This is a genomic window from Mammaliicoccus sp. G-M28, assembly GCF_022386595.1.
GTDB classification, from domain to species: Bacteria; Bacillota; Bacilli; order Staphylococcales; family Staphylococcaceae; genus Mammaliicoccus; species Mammaliicoccus fleurettii.
Map to the genome: position 1 here is coordinate 23699 of NZ_JAJNIF010000015.1, position 15953 is coordinate 39651.

Below are 15953 nucleotides of genomic sequence, written 5' to 3' on the forward strand. Positions count from 1 at the left end.
GACGACAATATAGACACCAGTCATAGAGAAGTCACTATGACTGGTGTCTTGTTATGCATATTTTTCGAAATATTAAATTTTTAGCGTTATGATAAAGTTCATGAGGAGAGATAAGATATGACGAGTGAACAGAAGAAGCGATCTATTTCATTATTATTAGCAGGGTTTATTATTTTTTCTAGCCTATATGTTACACAGCCTATATTTAACGGTCTTAGTCACTATTTCAATGTTCCGTTATCTGATGTTAGTTTAACATTGTCTGTTTCTACGTTTATGCTTGGACTCGGTTTAATAATCGTACCAATGCTCAATAACATTGAAAAGAAACGTATGATGTCTATTTCTGTTTTATTAGTAAGCTTACTATCTATAGCTAGTGTATTCGTTACAAACTTCTATTTGTTCCTCGTTATTCGTGGTCTTATGGGTCTAGCCTTAAGTGGTGTTCCTTCAATTGCTATGGCGTACATAGCGGATGAAGTACATAAAGATCGTGTGCGTAAAGTCATGGGATTATATGTAGCTGGTACGACTTTTGGTGGTATGTCTGGTCGTGTTGTAGTAGGCATTTTAACAGACTTAGCGAATTGGCAAATTGCCATTGCGTCACTTAGTATAATCAATTTAATTCTTGCGATATTCATGGTGATATTACTACCCGCTTCAACTGTCCAAACGCCAAATTGGGTGTCACCTAAGCAACATTTAATTAAATACAGTCAATTATTGAGCGTACCTGCAGTTTTAAAATCAATGTCGTTAGCATTTTTATTAATGGGTACTTTCGTAACAGTATACAGCTATATTACCGTTCGCTTTGAAAGAGCCCCTTTTTCATTAAGTGAATCTACCATTGCATTTATATTCATTCTATATTTAATTGGTACATATAGCTCGATCAACTTTGGAAAACTCAGCACTAAACTTGGTATAAAAAAAGCATATAGATTAGCGATAACTATTATGATTATAGGAATAGCACTCACTTTTATCACGTACTTACCTATAGATATTATTGGATTAGCAGCTATGACATTTGGCTTCTTCGGTGCACATTCTATACAAAGTAGTTATATCGCGACACTTACAGACTCCAGTAAATCACATGCATCAACATTATATTTATTAGGTTATTATGTTGGATCTAGCTTATTGACCATACTTGGTGGACATATTTTCGTGAAATTTGACTGGTTAGGTATTGGTTTATTATCACTCGTGCTCACACTAATAGCAGTTGTCATTAGTAATTCATTATTTAAGAATGTCGTTAATTAATAGTCGTATGAAAGTAATAAATTAAGCCTGGGAAAGAGCTCCCAGGCTTAATTGTGCTATTCTAGTCCTAATTTTTCTAATCCTAATTCTTCTACTGTTAGCCCTTCTGTGAAGAAATCTCTTTCTAAAATGGTTGATGCTATTACAATGATGGCATCTATATTTGGTGTTGGTACACCTATTACTTTACCTAGACTTGACCAAAGTACTAAACCAAATGCAATGTCCTCTGTTAAATATCTATTCTCTACTTCGTTTGGACCATTAATTTGTGAAAATACTAGACTTGTATTGAATAATTTATTAAGTGGTTTTTCTTCATCATCTTTTGATAAGTAGCCTCGTTCTATACGAGCGCCTTTTGCTGTATTTAACTCGAACCCTAACTTTCTACCTAATGAAAGTCTTTCTAATTCTACAGCATGTAATAGTTTAACTGTATGTGGTGTGATCCCTTCTTTATATAATGAGAAACTATCTGCATAATCTATTCTCCCTACGTTTAAAAGTGTCGGACCAGGATGTACTTCTGGATTACCATTTTCTAAGTTAGTCTTCCATAGACTTTCTTCTTTAACGACGTAAGGATAGATTTTTTTAATAAGCTTAAAGCTTTCTGTTAAATAGCTTTTATCATATGTTGAATAGTGTACCTTCTTAACATTAAGTGATAAGTTTACTTCTGCTTTATCGTAATCGACTCGTGTCCCATAAGTTAATGTATTCAACTCTGCAAATTTTGGCATCACATCAATATGTTTATGTTCCAAAACATTGATGAATCGTATAGAACCCATTGCTGCAGCTATATTAAATAGAATAAGCTGTTTTTCTGTTATAAATGGCGCCATCGTTTTAGCGTAGTGTTCGATGAATGATGAAGGGATAATCATTTGAATAACTTCTGCATCTTTCAATACATATTCCATATCATCACTGACATCTGTGAATTTTACGAAGTTCTTTTCACCTTCATTATTAAAATCAAACCCTCCTCTTTCAATTGCTTTATCGAATTTATGGATAGATTGATTTCGGCAATATAATTTCACCTCATGTCCTTTTGAAATCATATCTAAAGCAGCTGTAACTGCACCATTACCAGACCCTACTATTGCTATTTTCATGTTATCCTTCCCTTCTTTAAATGATGTAATTTGCCTTTGATTTATATATACCCAGGAAATTTTAACATAAAAGAAGCGTTCATCGTAGCACCTCAGAAAAAATGATTAGAGGCTAAGACAATTCATTTGTCCTAGCCTCTAATTACAATTGATATTTAGTTAATTTGTTTGTTTCGCTTTTTCCTCTATTGTTTGAGTGATCACACTAATAATTGTATTGATATCATCTTCCTCAATTACAAGAGGTGGCGCTAAACGTATAATGTTACCTTGAGTTTCTTTACACAAAACGCCTTGCTCATTGATACTTGATACAATTGATTGTGCATTCTCATTTAATTCAATACCGATAAACAACCCACGTCCTCTCACTTCTTTTATAATTGAACTGTCTATATTTTGTAATCCGCTTAATAATTTTTTGCCTAGTTGTTCTGAACGTTCTGGCAGAGATTCATCTATAAGTACATCTAAAGATGCAATCGATACCGCACATGCTAATGGATTACCTCCAAACGTCGAACCATGTGTCCCTGGTGTAAGTACTTGCATAACATCATCGTTAGCTACAACAGCAGAAATAGGATATAATCCACCACCTAAAGCTTTACCTAATAAATACATATCTGGCTCTACTTCTTCCCATTCCATTGCAAACATTTTACCGGTTCTACCTAATCCAACTTGAATTTCATCTGCAATGAGTAATACATTGTGTTGTTCACATAATGCTTTAACATCTTTAATGAAATTTTTAGGTGGTATATTTACGCCACCTTCACCTTGAATGGGCTCCAAAATGATTGCAGTTGTTTGAGGAGTAATGAGTGACTCTATTTGTTCTATATTTCCAAATTCACTGTATTTAATATTACCTGCTAATACACCAAATCCTTTTTTATAACTTTCATTTGATGACAGAGATAATGAACCAATCGTTCTACCGTGGAAATTGCCTTCCATTGCTATAATCTCTGCATCATCTGCGTTAATACCTTTAACATCTTGTCCCCATTTTGTAGCGACTTTAATTGCTGTTTCTACTGCTTCTGTACCAGTATTCATCGGTAAAACTTTATTTTTGTTCGCTAATTTACAAATTTTCTCTTCCCAAACACCTAAATTATCACTATACAATGCTCTAGAAGTCATCGTAATTTTTTGGCTTTGATCAAGAAATGCTTGTATGATTTTAGGATGACTATGACCTTGGTTAAGTACAGAAAAACCAGATACACAATCTATATATGTATTTCCATCAGAGTCTTTAACGTGTGCGCCTTGTCCTTCAGTCAAAACAATATTTAAAGGACTATAATTATTCGGGCTATACTTTTCTGTTAGTTCAATAAACTGATTCATTTTAGTACCCACCTTTTATAATAAATATACTTAAATTCGTATTAATATTCATAATCATACATTTATTTTGTATATAAGTCAAAATAAAAAGAGAAGATTTTCACTTCTCTTTTAAGAAATTTATTCAAATGATAGTCTTATAGCCATTACTAAAATTTGCTTTTACCATGGCAATTAAACATAATATATTAATATAAACCGTTCAAAAAATAATTGTCACGATTTCAAAGCAAAGGAGCAATATTATGATTATTAGACAAGCGACAATTTCTGATTTAAATCAATTAGTAGAATTAAGAAAAGCTCAATTAATAGATGAAGGATCCAATCCAACACCTAATATTGATCACGATTTAGAACGCTTTTTTACTGATGCATTAACTGATAAATCTCTATATCAATTGCTTGGAGTTGAAAACGACACAATCATCGCTAGCGGAGCAATTGTTTATTATCCATTCCCTCCATCATTTACTAATCCATCTGGCGAAAGAGCTTATGTTACAAATATTTATACTCATCCTGATTATAGAGGTCGTGGTATGGCACAAACAATCATTAAAGCACTCATTAAAAATGTAGAATCTAGAAACATTAAGAAAGTTTTCTTAGCTGCTTCAACATTAGGCAAACCCGTCTATAAAAAACTTGGATTTGAAGAAGCGCCTGAATGGATGGAAATCAATTATGATTTATAAAAAAGATTAAGCCTAATTTAACTAATTAATTTTAACCCTATTGTACTTGCTAATATAAGACCAATAAAAAACATTCTCTTTAAATCTTTAGATTCACCATAATAAATAATTCCTAATAAAGCTCCACCGACTGCTCCAATACCTGTCCATACTGCATAACTCGTGCTCATCGGTATTGTATGCATTGCTATTGATAAACAAACAAAACTCAATGAGAAGAATAATACTAATCCTAATAAAGATGAAATATTATTACGTTTTGCATATATATTTATAAATAAGACACCTAGCATTTCAAAAAGTCCTGCCATTACTAACACTATCCATGCCATTTTATGCTACCTCCTCATCATTTGTTACAAGTTTCAATCCAACCACACCAATAATTAATGTCACGATTAATATCACTTTACCTACAACTAAAGGTTCACCAAAGAATGCGAAATCTGCAATTGTAACGCCTGTTGCACCTAGTCCTACATAAACTGCATAAGAAGTCCCAACAGGTAATTGTTTAGACGCATTAATTAACAAATAAAAACTTACTACAATTGCTATTACCGTTAAACACCATTCAAACGTATTAGTAGCATGTGTAAGACCAACTACCCAACCTACTTCAAAAACTGCACCAACCATAATTTTTAACCAATTCATTATTACTTCCTCCTTAAATAAAAAAGCCTAGGAAACTTATTAAATAAGTCTCCCAGGCTTTTATCCTTCCGTGTCACAAGTACATACTCGTGGCTTTCTCTCGGTCCAGGCTAACATTTTTGTTACGGAACCCTAGAAAGCTTTTATTAGATTAATTCGAATTATAGCAAATACATAATTTTAGGTCAACAAAGTATAATTCGTATCACTTAATTACAAATCACAACTCAAATCATATATAATAGAATTAATATATTATGAGCTAAAGCAATTGAGGTGAATGCATTGAATCAAACAGGATATCGTATCAAACAAAGAAGAGAAGAACTTGGATTTAGCACGTATAAATTAGCCAAACTTATGAACGTAAATCAATCAACTATTTCCAGATATGAAACCGGGCAAACGGCCAAATTGACACCAACAGTAGTTGAAAAATTAGCTATCGCACTCTCTACTACACCAGCATATATTATGGGATGGGTAAACGTTCCAGAAGCGTATGAAGACGAAGAAGATTCTCAAATAATAAATGAATCCATTCAACTCCTAAGATCATTAAACAAAAAGAAAAAAAGAGAAGTTTATGAGTACATTCAAGAAATTTCTAAACAATAGAGGATTCTATACTCTATAAATTTTAAGGAGGCAATACGTATGAACGTAAACTATCAAACAGACGAAACACATGCTCATCAAACAATAACAACTAATATCCATTCACATAAATCACATATCTTCAAGCTATTAGGTACAACCACAGGAATACAACAATGGTTTCCAGAACTATCATTTGAAGAAGAAAAAGAAGGCAGTCGTTTAGCTTTCGATTTAGGAAACAACCAATATGAGTATTTTGATATTACGAACTACGAATCAGACAGCCGCATAGCATATAATTGGGATCAAGGACATGTAGACTTCACACTAGAAGAAAACGGAGACACTACAACTCTAACATTCAAAGAATCATTACCTTACACATTCCAAACCATAGCCAATGACTTTACAGGATGGTATTTCCAGATACAAAGCGTTAAAAAATTAGCAGAAACCGGACAACCACTATCAAAATCAGACTTTGATTTCGAATCAAAAACTAAAGAAATTGAAAGTTCATTAAAAATTGACGAATAATGAGCTAAAATTAGTAAAATTAGTTTACCGAAATGAATAATAAAACCCAATGAAGTGTTAGGGACATAATTACGAGTAATGTCCGTAAGAAGGGGCGTTAGGGACATAATTACGAGTAATGTCCGTAAGAGTGCTGCTAAGGGACACAATTCTGAGTATTGTCCGTAAGAAGGGTCGTTAGGGACATAATTCTGAGTATTGTCCGTAAGAGGTGTTGTTAGGGACATAATTACGAGTAATGTCCGTAAGAAGTAGTGTTAGGGACATAATTCTGAGTATTGTCCGTAAGAGTAGCGCTAAGGGACATAATTCTGAGTATTGTCCGTAAGAGAAACTATAAAAAAATAAGCATATCACTGTAAACTTTAAAAAAGCAGTTAAGTGATATGCTTATTTATTTTAAGTTAAGATTTATGTCCAAAACTCTTCATTATTTTATAATCTCCATATTTTTATACTAATATAAACAATAAGAAAAGCTACACCCGCAAATATAAACGGTATCATAATTGCCATAATCCTATCTTTACTTTTAACTTTCTTAGTTCTTTCTCTTATTGTTTTAACATCTTTACCTTCCATATGATCCAAAATCTGGCTAAAAGTTTTAATGTTATGTTTTGCTTTAAATCTATCAATCTTAAAACCATAAAACATACTGATTAACCACAATATAAAAGGTATAACCACCCCATACATACCTATAAATTTAACAATCGGCATTACGGTAATAAGTGCCAACAGTAAATATAACAACATCAGCCAAGTCCACTTATCAAGTTCTTTTCTATTAATTTCATTCTTCATCATATTTACGTCTCCTTTAACTAAATGATCTAAGGAAACATCGAAAATATTACTTAGCAGCAACAAAGATTCTATATCAGGATAACTCTTACCTCTTTCCCAATTGGAAATAGATTGTCTGCTCACAAATACTTTTTCTGCTAAATCTTCTTGAGATAAATTAAACTCTTTTCTTAAATGAATAATTTGCTTACTTAAGTTCATTTCGATGACTCCTTGTTATCAATTTAGTAAAAGACTTAAAAATAGTGTACCAAACAAAGTTTACATTGCACCAAAAAACTAAAATTATAATTGCAAAATATTTTTTGCAACGTTGTTATATCAAGGCTCAACTAAAAAGAAGCTGACAGTCCTTAGCTGTCAGCTTCTTTAATATTAAAGTGATTCCAATAAACTAATATATTTTTTCTTTTGTTTATTGGAAACATAGAATTCATATTTCCCTTTTTTATACCGAAATTCGTATTTAGATATTTGCATCTTATCCTGTAATGTTTCGATGTCAACTTGCTTTTCTTCTAATAAATCTGTAATTCTTTGGTTATAAAAATCTTTTCGAATTCTTAAGTTCATCATAATAAAATGAAATATAAACAAAGGTACAGCTGCAATTTCTAAATACATACCCTTTGCAATTAAATAATATAAGATGCAAATAATGAATATCCCTATAATTTCCAAAATATATCTTATTGGATTATATTGATAATTTTCTATTAATGCTCTTCTTAAAGTTCTCATTTTACATCCTTCTAATTATTATAATTTCCAAGAATTTTTAAATATTTTTTCTTTCTAGATGACGAAACAAAAAACTCATAAGTATTTTCATTTTCAGTTACTTCATATTTTGTTAAACCAGTTATTTCGTATAATTTTTCTTTAGAGATATTTTTCTTGCGAATATGGCTATTTAACTTTTCATTTAGTACTTCCCTTGTAACAAATACATTAAAGTGAATAAAATTTAATAAGACCATCACAACACCAAATAAAATTATTTGTACGATATCAGACTTTAAAATTAATAATGCTATCCAAACTATTAGACAAGGTATTATGAATGAAAATATAAATTGCTTTGGTCTTAACTTTATATTTTCTGTAATTGTGTTCATTAACATCACCTCGTAACAAAATATTAGTTTATATTATTAATTATACAGACTAAAATCATTATTTTTCAACACTCTATTATAGCCCCGTATTTCCTTTTTGTAATTGTCTTTCGATAAATGTTCGTTTCGATTCTAAGTGTTCTGGTAAGTATAGCGGGATGTCTTGAAATTGCTTTTCTTCAAATGTTATTGCTTCCATATTGAGCTTTAACGTCGCTACTTCGAATAAGAGCTGATTAGGGTCTTGATAATATATGGATTTAAAGAAGCCTCTATTTTTTATAGGTGAGTGTATCATATTTAATTTATCTAATGATACTGCGATATCATCTAATGTACTTTCCGCTTCTGCTGATATTGCTACGTGATGTATAGCTCCAAATCCTTGTTCTTCTAATGGATTAAATGTGTCGTAAATCAAATGTACTTCATGGTACATTTCACTATTGTTGTTATGCAGTATATTTACAGTCAAACCTGTATCAAAGAATGCTGTTTGACCATATGTCTTCCAATTGAATAAATCTTGGAAGTGTTGTTTACTTGCTTCTGGATATCTCACTCTAGCGTGTACGGAATCTAAGGCTAATATTTGATGTTCAAAGGGCACAACACTATTTTCATCTCTGTTGAATAAGCTAATGTCTTCATGATCAGCTATTACGATTAAGCCAAGCGGTGTTTGATCTGGTCCTTCAAATCGAATTAGACTGCGGTCAGTATAACTTTCAATACCGTAGTGACAAACTTCAAACTGATCAAATCGCTGTTCCCAATATTGTAATGACTCTACTGATGGTACTTTAAATAACAATCGATCAAATGCATTAGCTCCGAATTGATTTTCTTTACCTTCTTTCATTTCAAACAATGTCACTTCAGTTCCAGGTCGCCCATATTTATCTGCAAAGAAAATATGATACATTTCATAGTTCTCTTGATTAACAGTCTTCATTAGTAAATTCAGACCTAGTATATTACGGTAGAAGTTAAATGATTGTTCTGCATCGTGATTAATAATAGATACATGGTGTATAATTGAATCATGATTCATTAACAACAGCCCTTTCAAATTTATGGAGGAGATAGAATGGAATATTTCTTACAAGAAAACCCAAACTCTGATACTTTAATTGTACTTTTTCATGGTACCGGGGGCAATCAATACCAACTTCTACCGTTTTCAGGTGCGTTATTCCCTGAAGCTAACATATTAAGTCTGCAAGGCAATGTTGGAGAAGGAACAGAAAGACGATTTTTCGCACCATTAAATCATAATGCTTTAGATCGAAATGATTTTAGCAAACATACTGAAGACTTTGTAGAATTTTGGCATTCATTTATTAAAGAACATAACTATCAACATATTATATTCTTTGGTTATTCAAATGGTGCAAATTTCATCATTGGTCTACTTGAACAAGGCATTACAAATATTGACCGTGCCTTATTACTTCATCCATCTAATTTAGAATATAAAATCACTGAAAGATATGAACATACATCTATTATCATAACAAGTGGTTCAAACGATTATTTAACTGTACCAGGTAAAATTAAGGCACTAGCCGATGAACTTAGACCATTATTTAAAGAAGTTCAATTTGAGCTTTTAGACGGTGGCCACGAATTAGATGAACCAGAAATCGAAAAATTAAAAACAATCCTTTAGTCATTATTGATTTATAAAATGACCAAATTTATCTTATCAAAAGTGCATTTACAGATGATATAATAATGAAGTCGCCTTAACTTCCGGCGGTATTTTCGGCGGAAGGAGGTGTAGCCAGTGGAACTACTTTTTGTTAGTATAATTGCACCTGTTGTTTCAGGATACATAATTGCGGGTTTTACGTTTTGGCTAAACAGCCGCAATAAATAATAAGGTGACATAGCCCATCAAAAAGAACCCCCAACCTATTCCAGTAGGTTGGGGGTTCGGTGTTCCAATGGAACTGCTTTTTGTTAAACATATTATAACATCATAGTTTAGAAAAATGCAAAAAGGATCACCTAGTTAAATTTGTTTAACATATTCTCGTAATTTATTCAGTGCATGCTTATATTCGAAACTCTTGTTCACATCATGACCACAGTCATCGGTGGTTGTATTGTCACTCTATTTGCGCATTGGCTACGCAATCGAGATGATAAGTAAAATAGGCGACTAGCCAACACAAAAATCCCCTCACTACTCGCAATAGTGAGGGGATTAGTGCATATATGCACGAAACTCTTGTTAAAGAGATTATAACATCATAGTAGAGAAAACTGCAAAGTACATACTATAATAATCGTCCAGCTTTATTTAAAAGTGTTCAATCTTGATTCTTTTTTTATTAGCATTTTTTACTTTAAAACTTATACTGTTATTCTCGATTCATTATTTTTGCTATTGCAATATCTAAATGGTCCCCAGATTCTTTGAGTTTACTTATTATATTATTTTTGTCTTGTTCGGTACGTGTTTGACTTAATTTATATGCAGCTTGTATTTCTTTAACTTCAATTTCAAATCCTATAATTCCATTGATTTGTTTACGTGTGTTTTCAGACATATTGTCCCAAGTTGCTCCGTTGTCTCTATGTCCTTCATATTTATTCAACAAATAGGTTAAATCTTCAATAAGTTCGCTTTCACTTAAAAGTCTACTATCCCCATATACATGAACACTTTGATAATTCCATGTTGGAACATCTTCTTTTTCATACCAAGTAGACGAAATATATGCATGAGGTCCTTGAAATATAATTAAAACATTTGATGCTTTATTTAATAATCTCCATTGATCGTTATTCTTAGCTAAATGACCAGTAACATATATCTCTCCGTTTTTTTCATGAATATTAATTGGTACATGCGTCGCTATAGGTTTATCCCCATCGTTTGTTATGATCGTTACAAATTGATGTTCTAGCATAAATGATTTGATTTCTTGAATATCATTTTCTTTATAATGTTTTGGAATATACATAATAAAGCCCCCTTATAAATGTTTAATCATGATATAGTCTATTTGTTTTTCATCCCCCATATAAAAAGCATGTTCATCTATTTTTTCAAATTTAAATTTTTCATAGAATGCAATAGCATTATAGTTCTTCTCCCATACACCTAGCCAAATATGATCGCATGATAATTCTTTAGCTACCTCAATTGATTTATCATATAGTTGCTTACCTAATCCAAGTTTTTGAAATTGGTTTAGAACATAAATACGTTCAATTTCTAAATTATTTCCTTCAATAAATTCCGTTTGAGCGTCTTGAATATTTAATTTTAAGTATCCTGCTAATGATTTTTGATAAAATATAAAATAAAAAAATGAATTTGAATTTTGAAATTCTTTTAATAATCTTTCTTTAGTGAAAGTGTGTAGTAAATAATTGTCAATGTTCTCTTTTTTATTTTGTTCTCTAAATGTTTCATCAAATGTTTGGTATGATATACTTTGCAATTGTTCTAAATCTTCTATGACACATTCTCTTATCATTTTTTCACCATCCTTTAATATTGTCTTTTGTTACCTTTTTTAACGCTTAACCAATCCTCAGACATATTGTTTTTCACTCGGTCTAAAGCTCTCGTTAGATCATTAATTTCTTCTTCAGTAAAACCTTTTAATGCTACTGAATTAGAGTGATTGTTTTCCCTTATTATAAACGGATAAAGTTCTTCACCTTTTTTAGTCGGGAATAACATTTTACTCTTTTTACTTTGATGGTGATTTTTTTTGAAAATTAATTCGTTTTTTTCAAGTTTATTTATTGCTCTTGATGCTGTAGTGCGGTCAATCCTCAACATTTCAGCCAATTTTTCTTGTATGATACCTGGATTTTCACAGATTCTGACTAAATATACGAATTGGCCTTTTGTAAGACTGATTTCTTTGAATTCTATGTTGCTTATAGAGTCTAATGATCTAGAAATAATACCTATATCTCTTAATATGTCTTTCATTGTCTGACCCCTTTTATTTTTGTTGCAAATGCAACTATTTTATTTAATAATGTAACATATATTAATTATATTTCAAGGATCTATTACTTATAAATTAAGTCGTAATAACTAAGAGTCAAATAAAATAAATTCTAAAATACTTTGGGACACAAATCCCTTTATCAAAAAAGTCACCCAATCTGGAAGATTGAGTGATTTTTTGTTTATGATTTTTAGTACAAAGCAATTAATAAGTAAATAAATAATACATTATTAGCTATCCCATTTTGAACGTAATATACATGAACAGAAGTTATTTTGTGGGTATTCTGGTTCAAAATACTTTATAACGTCTGATTTGATATTGCCAAATGTCGTTTCTGGTTTATGTTTGAAACCATCGTAAAATGCTTGTATTACATCATGTTTAAAATTCCCTCTAGGGAATTTTGTAGCGACTGCTTTACGTAATTGATCAGAATATTGATTCCAATTATCGCCCATAACATCCATACCAACACCATGATATAGTAGAGCAACATTATTTTCCTTATGTTCTGCAATACCTAAAGTCGTGTGTAAAGCTATAGAATCCCATGCTAATTGCAAATCACTTTTATCATAATTATAATTTTGTAAAAATTGTCTAACAGCATTTGCTCCATCAACTTCAAATCTTAAATCATCGCTGCCATAAGTTTCAGTTAAGCCTAAATCGTGAAATAACGCTGTGATATAGAGCAATTCTTCATCCTATTTTAGTTGATCTTGGATTCCTTTTGTTTCTCCAAATAAATAAACTTTATTAGAGTGATTCCAAATTAATTCATTTCCATATTCTCTTACAATCTCTTGTGCATCTTGAATAATTTTACTATCTGGGACTTTAATTTCATCTAAACTTTTAATCAATTAAAAAAACCCCTTCTCAAATTATAATACATTTAATATATTCCTCTTAATTTAAAAAAGTAAACTTATTTGAGAAGGAGGAAAGTTGAGATTTTTACCATGAAAGTACATTGGATTATCACACTCAAATTTTAGCGACACCTTTTCAGGTGAGTAATTTCGCTTTTGGATATTTCAAATCAACTCATACTGATGAATAACATAGGTGAATTAAATATCAGTATAATCTTTAATTTTAAAGTCTGAAAATGTTGAATCATAATCTAAGTCATATTTAGATTTGATACTTTTGCCATCATTGTCTTTCTTTTCAATCTCTATTGTGATTGTGTCACCTTTTTTATCATACTTTGTTACTTTTGGTTTAGTGAATTCTATGCCTCCACCTTCTTCTACAACTTTTTCAATATGATCTGCTGTATCTGAACTACTCTTAATATAGCTATGTTTTTTTCTACTTTATTAATATTTTCCCTCTTATAATTCATAGGTTATAGCCCAGGAAATATTGACCTCTTTATAAATTAAATGAGCTTTTTACAATATGACGATATTATAAAAAGCTCCAGGTTTTATTATTTTATAATTGTGTTCTCAAAGACAAGTCTAGGTTTAGCACCTAATATTAATAAGAATATTTGAGCGTATTTTACATCTTGATGATGTTTAAAGATATTCATCAAAATATCAATATTTTCATCTTCAGTAATTTTTTTAACTTCGTCAGTATAAATTTGTAATACTGAATCTTTAATAAACGGTGGTCGTGATTCAATTTTATCAATACCATTTATCAATTCACCTAAATATTGATAGTGGATTTGTAATTGTCTCGTTAAACTGACAACATGCTCTAAGTTTTCAAAGAATCGAGGATAGTTCTTTTCTAATGATACAATGTCATTTTGAACTTTATAAATTTCATTTGTACTTGCAAACATAATTAGTAACTCCCTTCTTTAATTCTTTCCCAAGGTTTTTCTAAACCTATTATTTTTGTTAATTCTTGGCTATGCTCTCTTCTTTGTCTTCTCATGTTTGCACGTTTACTTCCTGATTCAAATAAAAATAATTCTTCTTTCGTTTCTGGTACTATAGCTGGAACTCTTATAGGTCTCTTATCACCATCTAATGCTACGAATGTTAAAAATGCAGTTGCCGCAATTTTTCTTTCTCCTGTTAACATATCTTCAGCTATAACTTTACAGAAAATTTCCATCGATTTATTCCCTGTGTATGACACGAATGACTCAATACAAACTGAATCTGTTTGTCTAATTGGTACTAAGAAATCTATAGAATCCGTAGAAGCTGTTACGCATTCTTTTACTCTTGCATGTCTTCTAGCTGATAACGTTGCATTGTTATCTAACTTTTTCATTAATACGCCTCCGAACAACGTATTATAATTATTCAAATCATTGACTAGTACTTGGTCTGTACTTACTACTCTGCTCTCGTTGGGGTGTTTAAAATGTATCATATATATTTCCTTCCTTGTATCTCGTATAACTACATCTTAATCCCCTAAATACATTTATAAAAATCGTTAATTTTTATATAAACTATAAAAATAATCTATGTAAACGCATTACTCATTCATTTAAAAGTAATCTGTCTTGTAAAAATTCAAGCAATTTCTTTGTAATATGGTTTTGATAACCTTCTTTTTTCCAAATAATCGCCAATTCCCACCCGATATTCAAGTTGCTAATGCTGACACTTTTCAAGTCTTCATTCAGCAAATCTGTAATACTAGAAGGTAAAATACAAATACCTAAATCAGATAAGATCATCTGCTCAATAAAAGTCCACTGCGTACTCTCAGATATAATATTCGGAATAAAGCCCGACATTCTACAACATTGCTTAATACGATCATTTAAATAATAATCAGAATTAAAAAGAATGAAACTCTCGTTTGAAAGTTCACTAAGATCCACAGACTTTTGATCAGCTATATAATGATTTTTATTAACTACAACTTTCAACTCTTCACTGAAAAAGAAGAACGAATTAAACAAATTATTATCAGTAGGTAGCACCGTAATACCTATATCTAAATCATCCCTTAAAATCTCATCCTCAATTCTTTTACTACCATCTTCCAAAATATGAAACGTCACATTAGGATATAGTTGATGGAATTCAGAAATCAGCTTAGTAAACTTATTCACATTCATAATCGTAGGAATACCAATTCTCACATGACCTTCTTCAATTTCTAATAAATTATTCAATTCAACAGGAATATTCTCATACATCTTCAAGAAATCCTTACAAATTTTATAAAAGACTTTTCCAGCATCCGTTAATACGATTTGTCTCTTAGAACGATCAAACAACGCAACATTTAATTCCTCTTCTAATAACTTAATTGAATTACTAATAGTAGGTTGTGTAATGTATAAATTCTCTGAGGCTTTCGTCATACTCTTGAACTTTGCAACTTCTATAAAATATTGCATTTGTTTTATCTCCACGATAAATCCCCCAATAATTATTAATCTTCTTTACATTATTACACAAAACGAGGCTGAGACAAATTTATGTCTCAACCTCGCTTTTGTAATCAAACCAGCTTATATAGTTTCCTTATCAGCAGTTTTGCTGGGAACTGCTTTTAACACTACTCTTATCAGCAATTTTACTGAAATCTGCTTTTAACACTACCCTTATCAGCAATTTTGCTGAAATCTGCTTTTAACACTACCCTTATCAGCAATTTTGCTGAAATCTGCTTTTAACACATCTCTTATCAGCAATTTTACTGAAATCTACTTTTAACACTACCCTTATCAGCAATTTTACTGAAATCTGCTTTTAACACTACCCTTATCAGCAATTTTACTGAAATCTGCTTTTAACACTACCCTTATCAGCAATTTTACTGAAATCTGCTTTTAACACT

At 31.0% G+C, this 15953-nt stretch carries 22 protein-coding genes, 1 pseudogene and 1 riboswitch; of the genes and pseudogenes, 7 read left to right on the forward strand and 16 right to left on the reverse strand.

All coding sequences use genetic code 11. The features are described 5' to 3' along the window. Window positions 1-117 precede the first annotated feature (117 nt). Window positions 118-1281, forward strand: a complete 1164-nt coding sequence (locus LQ609_RS11040; RefSeq protein ID WP_239734749.1) for an MFS transporter — start codon at window positions 118-120, stop codon at window positions 1279-1281. A gap of 56 nt (window positions 1282-1337) precedes the next feature. Here the strand turns inward: LQ609_RS11040 and LQ609_RS11045 are convergent, their stop codons facing one another. Together LQ609_RS11045 and rocD are read right to left on the reverse strand one after the other, a co-directional pair. Next, a complete protein-coding gene (locus LQ609_RS11045; protein ID WP_239734750.1) occupies window positions 1338-2408 on the reverse strand; it encodes an NAD/NADP-dependent octopine/nopaline dehydrogenase family protein in 1071 nt (356 codons plus the stop codon). 159 nt (window positions 2409-2567) lie between these two features. Continuing rightward, window positions 2568-3770: an ornithine--oxo-acid transaminase gene (rocD, locus tag LQ609_RS11050; protein ID WP_078357116.1), complete on the reverse strand. Its 1203-nt coding sequence runs from the start codon at window positions 3768-3770 to the stop codon at window positions 2568-2570. A 245-nt stretch (window positions 3771-4015) separates the two neighbouring features. On the opposite strand from rocD, the gene LQ609_RS11055 reads away from it, so the two are divergent. After that, entirely contained in the window at window positions 4016-4468 is a 453-nt protein-coding gene (locus LQ609_RS11055) for a GNAT family N-acetyltransferase (protein WP_239734751.1), read from the forward strand. Between the two features lie 17 nt (window positions 4469-4485). Here the strand turns inward: LQ609_RS11055 and LQ609_RS11060 are convergent, their stop codons facing one another. Then, entirely contained in the window at window positions 4486-4800 is a 315-nt protein-coding gene (locus LQ609_RS11060) for a DMT family transporter (protein ID WP_078357118.1), read from the reverse strand. 1 nt (window position 4801) lies between these two features. Further along, window positions 4802-5125, reverse strand: coding sequence for a DMT family transporter (locus LQ609_RS11065; protein ID WP_208144296.1), 324 nt, complete (start codon window positions 5123-5125; stop codon window positions 4802-4804). Window positions 5126-5172: 47 nt separating this feature from the next. Then, window positions 5173-5272: riboswitch (guanidine-I (ykkC/yxkD leader) on the reverse strand. 129 nt (window positions 5273-5401) lie between these two features. Here LQ609_RS11065 and LQ609_RS11070 point away from each other — a divergent pair. Beyond that, a complete protein-coding gene (locus tag LQ609_RS11070) occupies window positions 5402-5743 on the forward strand; it encodes a helix-turn-helix domain-containing protein (protein ID WP_239701293.1) in 342 nt (113 codons plus the stop codon). Window positions 5744-5782: 39 nt separating this feature from the next. Then, window positions 5783-6262, forward strand: a complete 480-nt coding sequence (locus tag LQ609_RS11075; RefSeq protein ID WP_239734752.1) for an SRPBCC family protein — start codon at window positions 5783-5785, stop codon at window positions 6260-6262. A 435-nt stretch (window positions 6263-6697) separates the two neighbouring features. On the opposite strand, the gene LQ609_RS11080 is transcribed toward LQ609_RS11075, so the two are convergent. The 4 genes from LQ609_RS11080 to LQ609_RS11095 all read right to left on the reverse strand — a co-directional run bounded on the left by LQ609_RS11080 (window position 6698) and on the right by LQ609_RS11095 (window position 9244). Further along, the gene (locus LQ609_RS11080; protein WP_239734753.1) at window positions 6698-7273 is read right to left on the reverse strand and encodes a helix-turn-helix domain-containing protein; all 576 of its coding nucleotides are present in this window, start codon (window positions 7271-7273) and stop codon (window positions 6698-6700) included. Between the two features lie 174 nt (window positions 7274-7447). Continuing rightward, on the reverse strand, window positions 7448-7813 hold the full coding sequence (locus LQ609_RS11085) for a hypothetical protein (protein ID WP_078357123.1): 366 nt from the start codon (window positions 7811-7813) through the stop codon (window positions 7448-7450). Between the two features lie 11 nt (window positions 7814-7824). Next, window positions 7825-8190: a hypothetical protein gene (locus LQ609_RS11090; RefSeq protein ID WP_078357124.1), complete on the reverse strand. Its 366-nt coding sequence runs from the start codon at window positions 8188-8190 to the stop codon at window positions 7825-7827. Window positions 8191-8266: 76 nt separating this feature from the next. Further along, on the reverse strand, window positions 8267-9244 hold the full coding sequence (locus LQ609_RS11095; protein ID WP_239734754.1) for a VOC family protein: 978 nt from the start codon (window positions 9242-9244) through the stop codon (window positions 8267-8269). 36 nt (window positions 9245-9280) lie between these two features. Here LQ609_RS11095 and LQ609_RS11100 point away from each other — a divergent pair, with 36 nt between their 5' ends. From LQ609_RS11100 to LQ609_RS11110, 3 genes are all read left to right on the forward strand, one after another. Then, complete coding sequence (locus LQ609_RS11100; RefSeq protein WP_115337897.1) at window positions 9281-9862, forward strand: alpha/beta hydrolase; 582 nt, start codon at window positions 9281-9283, stop codon at window positions 9860-9862. 117 nt (window positions 9863-9979) lie between these two features. Further along, window positions 9980-10072 carry a type I toxin-antitoxin system Fst family toxin gene (locus tag LQ609_RS11105; protein WP_129303109.1) on the forward strand — a complete coding sequence of 31 codons (93 nt, stop codon included), beginning with the start codon at window positions 9980-9982 and terminating at the stop codon, window positions 10070-10072. 180 nt (window positions 10073-10252) lie between these two features. Continuing rightward, window positions 10253-10348: a type I toxin-antitoxin system Fst family toxin gene (locus tag LQ609_RS11110; protein WP_107509433.1), complete on the forward strand. Its 96-nt coding sequence runs from the start codon at window positions 10253-10255 to the stop codon at window positions 10346-10348. Between the two features lie 211 nt (window positions 10349-10559). Here LQ609_RS11110 and LQ609_RS11115 read toward each other — a convergent pair whose 3' ends face one another. The 8 genes and pseudogenes from LQ609_RS11115 to LQ609_RS11145 form a co-directional block, all read right to left on the reverse strand. Beyond that, a complete protein-coding gene (locus LQ609_RS11115; protein ID WP_239711019.1) occupies window positions 10560-11165 on the reverse strand; it encodes an FMN-binding negative transcriptional regulator in 606 nt (201 codons plus the stop codon). A gap of 12 nt (window positions 11166-11177) precedes the next feature. Further along, window positions 11178-11684 carry a GNAT family N-acetyltransferase gene (locus tag LQ609_RS11120; RefSeq protein ID WP_078357128.1) on the reverse strand — a complete coding sequence of 169 codons (507 nt, stop codon included), beginning with the start codon at window positions 11682-11684 and terminating at the stop codon, window positions 11178-11180. A gap of 14 nt (window positions 11685-11698) precedes the next feature. Beyond that, a complete protein-coding gene (locus LQ609_RS11125; protein ID WP_239734755.1) occupies window positions 11699-12151 on the reverse strand; it encodes a MarR family winged helix-turn-helix transcriptional regulator in 453 nt (150 codons plus the stop codon). 252 nt (window positions 12152-12403) lie between these two features. Continuing rightward, window positions 12404-13042, reverse strand: a pseudogene (locus tag LQ609_RS11130) (HD domain-containing protein). Between the two features lie 210 nt (window positions 13043-13252). Next, window positions 13253-13480: a TcaA NTF2-like domain-containing protein gene (locus LQ609_RS12780; RefSeq protein WP_420870769.1), complete on the reverse strand. Its 228-nt coding sequence runs from the start codon at window positions 13478-13480 to the stop codon at window positions 13253-13255. Window positions 13481-13617: 137 nt separating this feature from the next. Then, the gene (locus LQ609_RS11135; protein WP_078357132.1) at window positions 13618-13983 is read right to left on the reverse strand and encodes a hypothetical protein; all 366 of its coding nucleotides are present in this window, start codon (window positions 13981-13983) and stop codon (window positions 13618-13620) included. Window positions 13984-13985: 2 nt separating this feature from the next. Continuing rightward, window positions 13986-14525: an acyl-CoA thioesterase gene (locus LQ609_RS11140; protein WP_078357133.1), complete on the reverse strand. Its 540-nt coding sequence runs from the start codon at window positions 14523-14525 to the stop codon at window positions 13986-13988. A 112-nt stretch (window positions 14526-14637) separates the two neighbouring features. After that, window positions 14638-15525: a LysR family transcriptional regulator gene (locus LQ609_RS11145; protein ID WP_239734756.1), complete on the reverse strand. Its 888-nt coding sequence runs from the start codon at window positions 15523-15525 to the stop codon at window positions 14638-14640. Window positions 15526-15953: the final 428 nt, after the last annotated feature.